Raw genomic sequence first — 13,773 nt, forward strand, 5'->3', positions numbered from 1 at the left:
TCCCATCGCTGTGGTTCATTTCATGGCCGAGCGGTCGGGGTCCTGCTTTTTTCTATGGCTCTTCAGGCTTCCTTGACCTGGCCAATCGTCCCCATCCAGACATCGGTGCGCGTTCTCCAGCCATTGCAGATAGCTCTGACGCCGATGAAGAGGACATTGAGCACGGCCCAGAGCATGGCTATCCGCCAGGTGGGCGTCCAGCTCATGGCCAGAGCTGTCATGCCCAGCAGCCCGATCAGGTAGATCACAGCGGTCAGGGAGCAGGTGGCCGCCAGATAGCGATAGTCCCCGGCCCCGATCAGGATCCCGTCCAGGGCCCACATCCATCCGGCGATGGGCATGAAGACACCTTGGACGATCATGCCCACGGTGATCAGCGACCTGATGGCCGGCGTGGGGCTGAACAGGGGGGCGGCGAAGAGGCCCAGGGCGATCATGACCAGTCCGACCAGCACTCCCATGGCCATGCCGGCCTTGGCTGACAGGTCGGTCATGACCCGTGCCCGTGACCGCTGTCCGGCGCCCAACTCGGTGGCTACCAGTGACTGACCGGCGATGCCCACGGCATCCAGCATGTTCAGTCCGAAGTTCCAGGCCGAGTTGACCCCCTGGTAGGCGGCCAACACCTGCTCGCCCAGGTGAGCCGCAGCCACCACGGTCATAAAGAGGCAGACCCGCAGGGCCAGAGTCCGCAGGAAGAGCGGGAAGCCGTCGCCCATGCTGGCTGCCATGCCTGAGAGTCGGGGCCGCAGTTGGGCGCCTTCCCGACGGGCCCAAACCAGGGCGGGAATGGTCAGGAAGAGCCCCATGGCCCACTCGGCGATCAGGGTGGCCACGCCCGAACCCAGAATGTCCATGTGCAGGCCGAAGACCAGAAGGACCTCCAGGGCGGTGTTGAGTATGGCGCCCGACACGGCGGCCACCAGGGTGATCTTTACCTTCTGCAGTCCCCGGAAGATGCCGTTGGCCGCGTAGACCAGGAGCATGGCCGGGAGGCCGAAGACCAGAGAGTTCAGATAGGTCTGCGCTGCCTGCAGGACCGGCCCGCGAGCTCCCATCAGGCTGCAGATGGGTCGGCTCAGAGCCAGGAGAACGGCACAGACGATCAGGCCGATGACGAAGGCCAGCCACATGCCGTCCACACCGGCCTGCATCCCCTCCCTGCGACGGCCGGCGCCCATGAGTCGGGCCACCTGGGAGGTGGTTCCGTAGGCCAGGAAGATGCACAGGCCCACGGTGGTCAGCACCACGGTGGATCCGACGGAGAGCCCGGCCAGGGCCGAGTCGCTGATGTGGCCCACGATGGCGGTGTCGATCATGACGAAGAGCGGGGAGGCGATCAGCTGGCCGAAGGTGGGTATGGCCAGTCCGGCAATGGTCCGGTAGGTCGCCCGGCGTTCTTCCGGCGTGATTGGTCCAGTCTTGGTTTCGGTGATGTTCCTCTGGCTGCGCATGGACGTCATGCTAATGCTCTGGACTGAAGACACAACCTCTGGAAGTCAGTCCGTGGACGCCTTGCCGGTAGATGCCGTATCACCAAACAGGCCCTGGCGCAAGCTGGACTGATGATGTGGAAGGCTGTCCCCAAGTTTTGCACAGAGTTATACCCACGAGGTGGATAAGTTGCTCACATGTCCTCTAGGACACGCCTTGAATGTGGATAACTTATTTTTCTATGCACATGCAGAAGCGACTCTGTGCTGCATGGGAGAGCTCGGTGCCTCCTGGTGAATGCCTTGGGTGAAATCCTCCTCTTAGAGCTGTTAAGGACGGTCCTCTTCGTAGAATCGTGGCTATGGCTTCCGACGACTACACCGACTACACCCATCCCGAACAGCATCCAACCGATCATGCCCAGACCGGCCGTGACATGCTCTTCGACCGGGTGCCGCCGCATGACGATGATGCGGAGATGGCTGTGCTGGGCGGCATGCTCATGAGCAAGGATGCCATCGGCGAAGTCAGCCAGATGATCGAAGTATCCGACTTCTACCAGCCCAAGCACCAGACCATCTACGAGGCCATCGTCACCCTCTTCTCGGCCTCCCAGCCGGTGGATGCGGTCCTGGTGGCCAACGAGCTGCTCAAGTCCGGCGACTTGGAGAAGGTGGGGGGCACTGACTATCTGCACTCCTTGGTGGCCTCGGTTCCTACAGCCGCCAACGCCACCTACTATGCGGAAATCGTCCACCAGCGGGCCATCCTGCGCAATGTGATCGCAGCCGGCACCAAGATCGCCCAGCTGGGTTACTCGGCCGAGGGCTCCCAGGCGGAGGACATCGTCAACCTGGCCCAGGCCGAGGTCTATGAAATGAGCGTGGGCAGGGTCCGTCAGGATTACGAGGCCATCGGACCGGTCGTCCATGACACCCTGGACCAGCTGGACAAGCTGCAGAACGGAGATCTGGAGCGGGGCGTGCCCACCGGTTTCAAGAGCATCGACGACGTGACCCAGGGCCTGCAGCCTGGGCAGATGATCGTGGTGGCCGGCCGCCCCGCCATGGGCAAGTCCACCCTGGGCATCGACTTCGCCCGCGCCGCGGCCCTCCATAACAACATGACCACGGTGGTCTTCTCCCTGGAGATGAGCAAGACCGAGCTGGCCCAGCGCATCATTTCGGCCGAGACCGACATCCCCCTGGTGGCCCTGCGCCGGGCGGACGACATCACCCCTGAGCGTTGGAACACCCTGAACACCTTCTGGAGCAGACTCCAGGATGCCCCGCTCTTCCTGGACGATTCGCCCAACATGAGCCTGATGGAGATTCGCGCCAAGTGCCGTCGGCTCAAGCAGACCAACGATCTGAAGCTGGTGGTCATCGACTACCTGCAGCTGATGACCTCGGGCAAGCGGGTCGAATCCCGCCAGCAGGAGGTCTCCGACTTTTCGCGCGCCCTGAAGCTGCTGGCCAAGGAGCTGGAGGTTCCAGTGGTGGCGCTGAGCCAGCTCAACCGTGGTCCCGAGATGCGCAACGACAAGAAGCCCATGCTCTCCGATCTGCGCGAGTCAGGTTCCATCGAGCAGGATGCTGACGTGGTCTTTCTGGTTCACCGGCCGGACTTCTATGACAAGGAGGACCGTCCCGGCGAGGCCGACATCATCCTGGCCAAGCACCGCAACGGCCCCACTGATACCTTCAAGCTGGCCTTCCTGGGCGAGAAGTCCAAGTTCAAGGACATGCCCCAGGACTACCAGCAGGGAGGGGTCTGAGATCATGCGTTCCACGGATTCCAAGGCGCAGCCTGCCGATCAGCCTGGTCGTCCTGGTCGGCGTTTGCGCTCATTCCTGGCCCTTCTAGTCGGCAAGGCGGTGCGCCTCGTTTCGCGTCTATCCCATCATGGCGGTTCGGCCCTGCCCGGCAAGGTAGTGGAGCGGATCGACCCGGACTTCCTGGCCAGGACCCTGTCGGGGCTGCCCCGTGGGGTGGTTCTGGTTTCGGGGACCAATGGCAAGACCACCACCACCCGAATGGTGGCATCCATGCTGGAGTCCCTGGGTCTCAAGGTCTTCACCAATCCGACCGGGTCCAACTTCACACGCGGCGTAGTCTCGGCCCTGGTCTCTACGCTGGGGTTGTCCGGCCGGCTGCACGCCGATATTGCCGTCCTGGAGCTGGACGAGGCCTATGCAGTCCACTTCGTGCGACAGGTCAAGCCCCGCTATGCACTCTTGCTCAATGTCATGCGTGACCAGCTGGACCGGTTTGGGGAAATTGACACTACAGCCCGGCTGCTGGGTCAGGTGGCCCAGGCCACTACAGGCACGGTGGTCCTTAATCGTGAGGATCCGCGCATCGCCAGTCTGGCCGCCCAGACGCCAGCCCAGACCGGTGTGGCCTACTTCGGGCTGTCAGATGACCTGCTGACCTATTTCCCCACCGATGACGACATGCATGCCTCGGATCGGGATGCTGACGGTGCCAGTGCGAGCAATGCTCCCCGTCCGGTCCGCCATGGTCATCGTTTGCCAGCCGAGGTGACCCTGGAACGGGTCATGGACCACAGGGCTGCCTTCCGCCTGGACGGTCGGATCCTGGAGGCTGATCTACGTCTGGAGGGTGTCTACAACCTCTACAATGCGGCTGCTGCTCTGGCGCTGGTCAGGGTCGTTCTGGAGGACAGGGAGCCTGATGATGCAGCGCTCATGGATGCCCTGTCCAAGGTGACGCCCGCCTTCGGCCGTGGGGAGGTCATCACCTACCAGGGCGCGCCGGTTGAGCTGGTCCTGGTCAAGAACCCCATGGGCTTCCGCCTGGCCCTGTCCTCCTTCGACCCTGCCGGACAGGACACCATGATCGCCATCCGCGACGAGTATGCAGACGGGCGTGACATGAGCTGGCTCTGGGATGTGGACTTCACCTCGCTCAGAGATGTCGGCGTGGCCATGGTCTCCGGCACCCGGGCCTATGACATGGCCCTGCGCCTGGCCTATGACCAGGTGCCCACGGAGGCGATCGAGACCGACCTGGATCGGGCGCTGGCAGCCTTCCTTGAGGTGCATCCCGGCCGACCCAAGCGGATCTACTGCACTTACACCTCCATGCTTCGGCTCCGGTCCGCCTTGGGCAGGCTCACGAGCGTGGATGATGCCGGGGTGGGCGCATGAGCGAGCAAACCAGAAGGAGCGCAGGAATGCCGCAGACTCAGGATAAGGCCAAGGCTGCAGGGGCCCGCCCGCCGCTGCAGATCCTCTCCCTCTACCACCGTGACATGAACATCTATGGGGATTCGGGCAACATTCTCAGCGTGACCCGCAGGGCCGAGCTGTATGGGTTCCGCCCCATGGTCCGCTATTACGATCCCGGCGATGCCTGGCCGGAGCGGATCGATATGATTCTGGGCGGCGGCGGCCAGGACCATGGCCAGGAACGGATCATCGACGACTTGAGGGAGCGGGGCGGGGATCTGCGCGATTTGGCCGACCAGGATGTGCCCATGCTGATGATCTGCGGGCTTTACCAGCTCTTCGGCCATTATTTCGAGACCTCGGACCATGAGCGCCTGGAGGGGGTCGGCATCCTTGACGTGCATACCATTGCCAAGTCCGAGCGGATGATCGGCAACCTGGTGGAGCAAGCAGAGGACTTCGGCAGGGTGGTCGGCTACGAGAACCACTCGGGCCTGACCTACCTAGGGGAAGGAGCACAGCCCCTGGGCAGGGTGGACGAAGACGGCCGTGGCAACAACGGCAAGGACCACACCGAGGGGGCCCGATGGAAGAAGGTCATCGGCACCTACATGCATGGGTCGCTGCTGCCGAAGAACCCGGCTATTACGGACTTCCTTATCGAGGGTGCAGCCGAAAGACGGTACGGCCAGGGCACCTTCGCCCAGATGAAGGAATCCATGGATGAGAAGAGTCGGAGTGAACTGGAGCGTCTGGACTCCCTGGCAGATCAGGCCAGCCGCATTGCCGCATCAAGGCCACGGTGAATAGGAACCTGCAGTTCCTGGCGTTGGCCTCTGCAGGGCGCGCACGGCTTTCGGGCCAGAGCGGAGACGGGTCGCCTGCGCGCCGGGGAAGGGCGCAGACTGTGCTTTCCGGGCTTCCGGCCATGGTGTTGCATCGGTTCGGTCTGAAATATCCGGCTAGACTGTAATGGCAGATGGCTGCTCGTTCCTTGGCGGTGAAAAGGGGAGCAGCTGTTCGAATAAGCCCGGTACTTCAAGGGCGTATGAATGCTGGGAGGCATGTCATGTCGGATTTGCATATCGGTGATGGATTGCACAAGGTGTTTTTGGCCGGCATCGGGGCACTGGCCACAGGCGTGGAGAAGGGCCAGGAGATCGTTGACGGCCTGGTCAAGAAGGGTGAGCTGACGGTCGAACAAGGGAAGATCTTCAATACGGAGCTCAAACGCAATAGGCAGAAGCAACCTGCCCCGGCCGAAGATGGGCCACGGCCGGCTGCCCCTGCTCCGGCCCCAAGCGCCGCGCCTCGACCCGCCGCTCCCGCTCCAGCTGTGGATATGCCCCGGCCTGAGGCTCATGTCGTTCCTGCTGCTCCCCTTCGTCATGACCAGAACCCCAAGGCGCCGATGCCAAATCGACGGACCGGTTTCATTCCCATCACTTCCAGTGATCCCATCGCAGGTCAACAGAGCTGATCAAGGTCGGCAGCCGTCAGCTCTGGTCCGGCATCATTCACAATCTGGCTCCCTGGCCGCCGGATAGGGCCGTCCGCTCGGCCAGGTCTTCTCTTTGATTGGCTCTGTACCCCTTGGATGAGTTTCCTTGACACAGATGCATCGGGCCCTTAAGCGCTGGCGACGCAAGGGCGAAGCCTAGGCTGAGAGCCCAATTTGCACGGGGGCTTGTCAATCGCTGAATCAGTTGACAAAGTCCTCGACCACGGCAGGATCCTCATGGTTCATGAAGGCTGATCTGCCAGTGTCCATGGCCCGCAGCCGGTCCATCTCCTGATCGCTGAGCTGGAAGTCCCAGATATCGAGGTTCTCGCGCATGCGCTCGCGGTGGGTGGTCTTGGGGATGACGATGACCCCGTCCTGGACCAGGAATCGCAGGGCCACCTGGGCTGCGGTCCGGCCGTGCGCCTGCCCGATCTCGGTCAAGGTCGGGTTGGTGAACATCCCCTGTCGGCCCTCGGCGAAGGGTCCCCAGGATTCGATCCGAGTGCCGTATTTGTCCGTGTAGGCGCGCTCCTGGGGGCGCTGGTGGAAGATGTGGGTCTCCAGCTGGTTGACGGCCGGGACGATTCTGTTGAACTTGACCAGGTCCACATAGCGGTCGGCATAGAAGTTCGAGACGCCGATGGCCCGCAGGACCCCCTGGTCATAAAGGTCCTCAAGGGCGTGCCAGGCTGCGTAGTAGTCGTTGAAGGGCTGGTGGAGGAGGACCAGGTCCAGGTGGTCAGTGCCCAGCTTCTTCATGGATTCCTCGACCGAAGCCTTGGTCTTGTCGTATCCGTAGTTGGTGATCCAGACCTTGGTGGTCAGGAAAACCTGGTCGCGGCCGATGCCGCTTTGAGCCAGGGCATCGCCGACGGCCTGCTCGTTTCCATAGATTTGGGCTGTATCGATGGCCCGGTACCCGGCCTCAAGCGCGTCCAGCACCGAGCGGCGGCACTCGTCCTGGTCGGTGATCTGGTAGACGCCGAAGCCTTCCATAGGCATGAGGACGCTGTTGTTGAGCTTGACTGACGGGACGGAGGTGGATGGATCATTCTGCATGGTATTGTGCTTCTTTCTTGGCAGATTGCTTGGCAGAGCCGGCTGAGGGGCAGAGCATGCCTCTACGATGTGCTTGTTCAAGGATAGGGCCTTGAAGCAGCTCGAAGTCAAGACAGCAAAGCGCGTTCAGCCCTCCTTCGATGCTAGCGTGGAGATTGAAGTAGCTGATGGCTGGAGGCGATGATGGGGTCCAAAGCACGATTGGCCGGCAAGGTCGCACTGGGTCTGGGATTCGGGGTTTTGGGAGCTTGGTGCTGGGCCCTGGCCCCTGGCCTCTCAGTGGTTGCGGGTCGGAGAAAGCCTGCCGGCCTGTCCTTGCATCCCTATGCCCATAGGGGTCTGCATGATGCTGGCTCGGGCATGGAGACGACCAATCCCAACCCCGGCCAGACCGCCTACCTGCACCGTATCCATGACTGTCTGAAGATTACGTCCGGCAGACCCTCGGGCAGGCATGCTTCGGCCCCGGCCAAACCTTATCGGGTGGTAGCGCCCGAGAATTCGCTGGCTGCCTTCGAGGCGGCCTGCAGGGCCGGCTACGGGATCGAGCTGGATGTTCATCTCAGCAGGGACGGCCAGGTGGTGGTCATCCACGATGGAGACCTGCAACGGGTTGCTGGCGTCAATCGAGCAGTGGGTGATCTGACTTACGATCAGCTGCGGAGGATCCCTCTGTGTCCAAGCCCGGCCCAGGCTCTTGAGTCCGGGGAAGGGATTCCGGGCTCTGCCGACCACGACGGCGGTCACGAAAGAGAAAGCGAAAACGGGAGCTTCAACGATTTTGAGGCTCAGCATGTGCCTCTTCTGTCAGAGGTGCTCGCTCTGGTGGATGGCCGGGTGCCTCTGGTCGTCGAGATCAAGATGGACGTGGGCTTGGATCGGGAGCTTATGCGTCGGACCGATGCCCTCCTGTCCAGGTACCAGGGCCCCTATGTGATTGAATCATTCAACGTCCTGGCCCTTGCCTGGTATCGGGTTCATCACCCAGGCGTCACCAGGGGGCAACTGGTCGCCCCCTACCATGGCCGGGTGGACACCTGCTCCACGGCTGTGCGCTGGATGGCCGGGTCCCTTCTCTTCAATTGGCTGGGGCGGCCGGACTTTGTGGCCTGCGAGTGGCACAGCGGGCATTCACTGCCCATGCGTCTTTACCGGTTCCTGGGTGGAACGCCAATCGCCTGGACAGTCCGTTCCGAGCGCGCGCAAGAGGCTGCCAGCCCCGACTTCGATGGGATCATCTTCGAGTCGTATCTGCCCGAGAACTGAACCAGCTATACAGGCCTGAGGCCGCAGCGGCCAGGCCCGTCGCCCAGAGGGCCATGATCAGGAAGTAGCCGTAGGGGAGAGGCACGACGCTCATGTCTATCTGGCCGGACAACTGGTGGAAGATGACGGCAAGCACCCCCGCCATGGCCAGGGCCGAAAGAAGGATGGCCGAAAGGGCATCGATTACTGACTCCCAAATCGAAGAGCAGACCAATGTTCCACGTGAAACACCGGCAGCCTGCATTCTCCGATTCTTCTGACGACGCTCATTGACTGCGATGGCGCATGCCTGGATCAGGAATATGGCCGTCAGGACGATGGCCCCATTCGCTATCTGGGGCATGGCCCGCTGCACTTTCTGTGACCTTTGGATGTCGGAATGAATGTACTCCTTCTTGGTGCAAGCCTTGATGCCCTTCCTGTCCCATGAAGCATTGAGTTGGCTGATCAGATCGTCTGTCCGAGCTCCTGGGGCGGTCCTGGCTAGGGTGGTCGATCCACTGTTGTAGGGCGCCAGTTGCGACAGGTCGGCATCCGTCATCAGGTATTCGCCCGTCTGCCCTGTCGGGGTCATATCGACTACGGCGGTGATGGTCAGCGTATGGCCTTTGTCGTACCTGTCGATCAGGGTCAGCTTGCGGCCAATAGGGTTTTTCTCCTGAGCGTGGCCACTTGCTATGACGGCGATCTTGCCCGGCCCCAGGTCAGCAGCGGAGCCCTTGATGAAGATCGGACTAATGGTATTGACGTTCTTGCCTGCTTTGTTGACGTGCATAGCCATGACGGAAGGTTCGTCCTTGCTGCCGGTATCTTCCTTGTCCGCAGTTGTCCAGGATCCCTCGCTATAGGTGACTGCGGATTCGATGTCTGCAATGGACCGAAGCTGGCGATCCGGGTCTCTTGGATCGTTGGTCTCTGCATTGATCATGGTTTCGGCAGCGACCGGCTTATACCGGCTTATGACTTCTTGCGCCCAGCCGGATCGTCCCAGGGCTATAAATCCGGTTACGATGACCAGCATCAGTATGATTGGCACCGCGACGGCGGTGGAGCTCCGGTTTTCCTTCCGCGCCCTTTGGCGTGCCAGAAGACCGGCGCCTCGGAAGGCCAGCTGGAAGGGGATGCCGATCAGGTTGGCGCAGGCCGGAACCAGGACAGGGGCCAGGGCGCCGATGATGACGAGCAGACAGCCGGTCGAGGCCATAATCTGGATTTCAATGTCCATGCCCTTGAAGCGGTGATAGACCATGGCCAGTCCTCCTGCCAGGCCAGCCAGGGCGATTATCAGGCGAAGAGGGCCGATTGACTTGGTCCCCGATCGGTTTTCGGAGTCCTGCAGGGCCTCGATGGGAGAGATCGCGGTAAGCCTCCTGGCGGCGAACCAGGTTCCTAAGAGGCCTGCCAGGAGTATCCCCGCGAGAGTGAAGATAATTCCCATGGGGTGGGGATGCGCGTTCATTTCCAGTGCTTCAAGGCCTGAGTTGATCAGGGACCTGGCGAATGCGGGCACCAGCAGGCATCCCGCCAAACTGCCCAGGAGGGCGGCCAGGCCTACCGGAATCATGAATTCCAGCAGGGAGATGAATCTCACGGTCTTGGGAGAGGCGCCTGAAAGCCGCATCATGGCATACTCGCGACGACGGCGCTCAATCAGGAACCCTACGGAAGTGATGACGAGGAAGATGGAGACGAACCCGCATATGCAGGCGTACATTATGGATATCTGTGAAGCACCGTCTTGTAAGGACAGGGTCATAGCGCGGTCGTAGGAATTCATTGCGCGCGTATCCGGCATTCCGTCGCCCTTCCGAGCGGCAATGGCTACCTGGGCCCAAGCGCTGGTAAGGACCGAAGCGGCCATGACCGCCAGGACCATGACCGTGTAGGAGGACCGATGCTCATGCAGAAAGGATCGCACCAGGGAGGCCAGGCCAGGAGTGCGTGCCTTGGTTCGATCTGCGGTTTGCGAGCCGCCCCCGCCCATCGGTCCTGAGGCTCCGGTTCCTGTGATTGATCCACCTAGGGAAAGGGACTTGCCCTCCATGGTGTGCTCCTTTCTCGCCCTTGAATGCAGCTGTTCTTATTGCAACACCGGGGGAAAGTGCACTCAGGGTGTTTTCAGGGTCAGACCAGGGGAGAACCAGGGTGGTGAGGAGCGATTAAGTGCTCTTGCGCGAGAGGTGGGGGCAAGAATGCAGGCCAAGGGGATAGAGGTCGGAAAGGTTGCAGATATGATGACTGGTTCGCTAAGTTCCATGGCATTGCAGAGCCGGCAGTTTCCTTAGTGACGGTTTCATTAGCGAACCTACCCTCGCTAACAGGGTGGAGGAGGAAGGTCTGGTGCTTCTGACTGCGGCCACGCTTACCAACGAACGTGTGCACGTGGACGGGAAAATCACACTATGAACCAGTACAGGGCCAATGGTGCGGCTGTCCTGTCTCTGGATAATTGGTCTGCCTGGATGATCGGTCTAGAAGGGCCTTATTAAGTTTGGTTATGGTCTTTCTGGCGCAACAACTGTCGTGACGGGCTTCAACGGACATTGAAAAAAGGACCCGAATCGCGGATGATTCGGGCCCTCGGCAAAGATGGGGTTCGTGCCCCGTCGGTTCGTTGGGTCAGTCGATGACGCCGTAAAGGCGGTCGCCGGCATCACCCAGGCCAGGCACGATGTAGGCGTGTTCATTCAGCTTCTGGTCGACTGCGCAGACCACCACTTTGAGGTTGATGGAGGGGTCCATCTCCTCCTTGAGGCGGTTCAGGCCCTCAGGAGCAGCCAGAATGTTGATGGAAGTCACGTCCTTGGCCCCGCGCTCAGCAAGATACTTAGTGGCGGCGATCAGGGTGCCGCCGGTGGCCAGCATGGGATCCAGCAGGAAGCACTGGCGGCCGGAAAGGTCCTCTGGCAAACGGTTGGCGTAGGTGATGATGTCCAAGGTGCTCTCGTCGCGCTTGAGCCCCAGGAATCCGACCTCGGCCGTGGGCAGCAGCCGGGTCATGCCGTCCAGCATGCCTAGTCCGGCGCGCAGAATGGGAACCACCATGGGGCGCGGAGAGCAGAGCTTCTTGCCTACCATGGGAGCTACCGGGGTTTCAATGGGGTGGTCCTCGATGTCAAGATTGCGAGTGGCCTCGTAGGCCTCCAGCATGACCAGCTCGCTGATCAGTTCGCGGAAGGTGTTGGAAGGGGTGTTCTTGTCCCGCAGTACGGTCAGCTTGTGCTCGATCAGCGGGTGTTCCAGTACGTGAAGTTCCATACCTCTCAGCGTAGCTCAGCGGGTCGGCTTCTGGTAGCGACCGGCAAGCCATGCTGTCTTTGATTTGGGGATGGAAATGAAAACGCCGAACCATGCAAGCGCCTGTCGGCGCAAACGCCGCTCGCAGCGGCAACAAACGGAGCCCGGGGCTTAACCATGGTCCGACGCAGTCCCCATTGTAGGGCATGCCGGAGTCTGATCCGTGTTGACGACGCGCTTACGCTTCCGGCTTGAAAGGGTGGCGGGTTTACTCCAGTCGTCCCCGCCGCCAGAGCGAGGCGCCCCGCATGAAGTCACGGGCCGTCTGATTGAGGGAGTTGACCGTGCGCTGCGCCGCGTCAACCTCCTTGGCCTCCTGACCGTCCAGCTGCCTGCTCTGGGCATCCCGGATGGTGGTCTTGATGCCGCGGGCGATCACGTCGCAGAATGCTCCGGCCCGTTCCAGAGCTATGGCGAAGTCGCCGGTGAAAGCTCCGGAGAGGATGGAATCGGCGGTTCGGATGATGTCATCGGCCTCCGGGGCCTGGTCGACGCCGGCTATAGCTGATGCCGCGGTGTCGGTGGGTTCGCCCAGCCGCCACAGCCGACTGATTCCATCAGCATCCCTACGCATCCAGCTGCGGAGCATGTAGAGCCGCCAAAGGATGCCAGGCAGGGAGTCAGGGTCGCTGTCGCTCCAGAGCTCGGCCACTACATCCACGCCTTCGTGGTCTACCAGGGTCAGAACCCGTTTTACAATGACGGGGTCGGCGCTGTGGTGGACCCGGTCCAACAGGGAGGCTGCCGAAACGTGGCTCATCTCGCTGATCTGCTGCGGGTCCATGCCTCCGGAGAGCTGGTCGGCGATGGCTGGGTCCAGCTGGCCCGGGCGTGAGGGGCGGGTTGCTCCAGTGCCGGAAGCCACGAATCCCGTGCGGGAAGAGCGGATCGAGGATGAGCCGATTCTGGAATTGCTGTCAATAGACAATGGGAGTCACCTTCTGTATGTCGATGATGGTCGGATGATTGGGGTCGCCAGTCAAGCTGAGGACGACGGCATTGCCGGTGGGCATGAAGGGAGAGTCATCAGGCAGACGTTTGGACAGCGATCCGCTGGAGCACAGTCCGCGCAGCTGCTCGAAGACCCCCCCTAGGACCGGACGATGCATGCAGATCATGGTGGTTCCGTTGCCTGTCAGCAGGTCGGCCATCTGCCTGTTCAGCCAGCTGTGGGCCTGATCGGGACGGCGGTGGTAGGAGGATTCCGTCAGGCAGGCAGCCATCTCCACTGGTAGGCCGACCTCATCGGCATAGGGCCGCAATGTCTGCACGCAGCGGATCCAGGGGGAGGACATGAGGCGGTCGGGCGCGAAGCAGGCCAGCTCGCGAGCCAGAGCATAAGAGGTTCCGGCGCCCCTGGGGGTCAGAGGACGATTCGCGTCCTTGCCTGTCCACTCCTTCCGGGCCACTGCCTTGCCATGACGAACGATGATCAGCTGACGAGCTCGGATGCCACCCTGTTCCACCCGATCCACGAAGGCGTCCAGTATGGTTCTGTCGCTGGGGTGGGTCAATAGTCTGCGGGCTCCAGAGGCTTCTACCCAGCGTATCTGGTCTACTTCCCTGGAATCAGGCCGGTGGATGGGCCCCAACAGTGCGCTCTGACCAGCAGAGTGTTCCGTGTCGGTCTTTGTGGCCATCCAGTAGCAGATATGCTTGAGCCGGCCGCCTTTGCTGCCTCGACTTCGACCCTCGTTGTTCAGCGGATATTCGGCATCCCCCAGGTACGGCCCTAGACGGACAAGACAGCCTGTCTCTTCGCCGACCTCGCGCACGGCCGCCCGCATGTGGGTTTCGCGGTTCTCCAGCTTGCCCTTTGGCCAGCTCCAGTCGTCGTACTTAGGGCGATGAACCAGGCAGAGCTCCAGTTCATCGAGGTCGGATCGGGGGCCGGCTCCCGGGGCTGCTCGGCCGTCGTCACTGAATTTCATCCATCCCTGGAAGTTTGTGCGCCACCGGTAGAGGATGGCTCCGGCTGCCTCGACAGTCCTGCTCATGGCCGGATGCCATCCCGATCGT

Annotated in this window: 10 protein-coding genes and 1 pseudogene; 5 read left to right on the forward strand and 6 right to left on the reverse strand. The window is 61.6% G+C overall.

Going from position 1 to position 13,773, the window contains the following annotated elements:
- Positions 1-62: 62 nt before the first annotated feature.
- The gene (locus tag ACGG9J_RS05370) at positions 63-1,454 is read right to left on the reverse strand and encodes an MATE family efflux transporter (protein WP_390134300.1); all 1,392 of its coding nucleotides are present in this window, start codon (positions 1,452-1,454) and stop codon (positions 63-65) included.
- 416 nt (positions 1,455-1,870) lie between these two features.
- Here ACGG9J_RS05370 and dnaB point away from each other — a divergent pair, with 416 nt between their 5' ends.
- From dnaB to ACGG9J_RS05390, 4 genes and pseudogenes are all read left to right on the forward strand, one after another.
- A complete protein-coding gene (dnaB, locus tag ACGG9J_RS05375) occupies positions 1,871-3,211 on the forward strand; it encodes a replicative DNA helicase (RefSeq protein WP_390135321.1) in 1,341 nt (446 codons plus the stop codon).
- Between the two features lie 4 nt (positions 3,212-3,215).
- On the forward strand, positions 3,216-4,607 hold the full coding sequence (locus ACGG9J_RS05380) for a Mur ligase family protein (protein WP_390134302.1): 1,392 nt from the start codon (positions 3,216-3,218) through the stop codon (positions 4,605-4,607).
- A 26-nt stretch (positions 4,608-4,633) separates the two neighbouring features.
- On the forward strand, positions 4,634-5,434 hold the full coding sequence (locus tag ACGG9J_RS05385) for a type 1 glutamine amidotransferase (protein WP_390134304.1): 801 nt from the start codon (positions 4,634-4,636) through the stop codon (positions 5,432-5,434).
- Positions 5,435-5,697: 263 nt separating this feature from the next.
- Positions 5,698-5,949 (forward strand): annotated as a pseudogene (locus ACGG9J_RS05390) (phasin family protein); the annotation flags it as partial.
- A gap of 381 nt (positions 5,950-6,330) precedes the next feature.
- On the opposite strand, the gene ACGG9J_RS05395 reads toward ACGG9J_RS05390, so the two are convergent.
- Positions 6,331-7,191: an aldo/keto reductase gene (locus tag ACGG9J_RS05395; RefSeq protein ID WP_390134306.1), complete on the reverse strand. Its 861-nt coding sequence runs from the start codon at positions 7,189-7,191 to the stop codon at positions 6,331-6,333.
- A gap of 180 nt (positions 7,192-7,371) precedes the next feature.
- Here ACGG9J_RS05395 and ACGG9J_RS05400 point away from each other — a divergent pair, with 180 nt between their 5' ends.
- Complete coding sequence (locus tag ACGG9J_RS05400; protein WP_390134308.1) at positions 7,372-8,457, forward strand: glycerophosphodiester phosphodiesterase family protein; 1,086 nt, start codon at positions 7,372-7,374, stop codon at positions 8,455-8,457.
- Here ACGG9J_RS05400 and ACGG9J_RS05405 read toward each other — a convergent pair.
- From ACGG9J_RS05405 to ACGG9J_RS05420, 4 genes are all read right to left on the reverse strand, one after another.
- Complete coding sequence (locus ACGG9J_RS05405) at positions 8,426-10,501, reverse strand: ABC transporter permease (protein WP_390134310.1); 2,076 nt, start codon at positions 10,499-10,501, stop codon at positions 8,426-8,428. The genes ACGG9J_RS05400 and ACGG9J_RS05405 overlap by 32 nt on opposite strands.
- Before the next feature lie 575 nt (positions 10,502-11,076).
- On the reverse strand, positions 11,077-11,715 hold the full coding sequence (gene upp, locus ACGG9J_RS05410) for a uracil phosphoribosyltransferase (RefSeq protein WP_390134312.1): 639 nt from the start codon (positions 11,713-11,715) through the stop codon (positions 11,077-11,079).
- A gap of 247 nt (positions 11,716-11,962) precedes the next feature.
- Positions 11,963-12,658 carry a thymidine phosphorylase gene (locus ACGG9J_RS05415; protein WP_390135322.1) on the reverse strand — a complete coding sequence of 232 codons (696 nt, stop codon included), beginning with the start codon at positions 12,656-12,658 and terminating at the stop codon, positions 11,963-11,965.
- 13 nt (positions 12,659-12,671) lie between these two features.
- A complete protein-coding gene (locus tag ACGG9J_RS05420) occupies positions 12,672-13,751 on the reverse strand; it encodes an NUDIX hydrolase (protein WP_390134314.1) in 1,080 nt (359 codons plus the stop codon).
- Positions 13,752-13,773 lie beyond the last annotated feature (22 nt).

The sequence above is a fragment of the Bifidobacterium apicola genome, assembly GCF_042846865.1.
GTDB classification, from domain to species: Bacteria; Actinomycetota; Actinomycetes; order Actinomycetales; family Bifidobacteriaceae; genus Bombiscardovia; species Bombiscardovia apicola.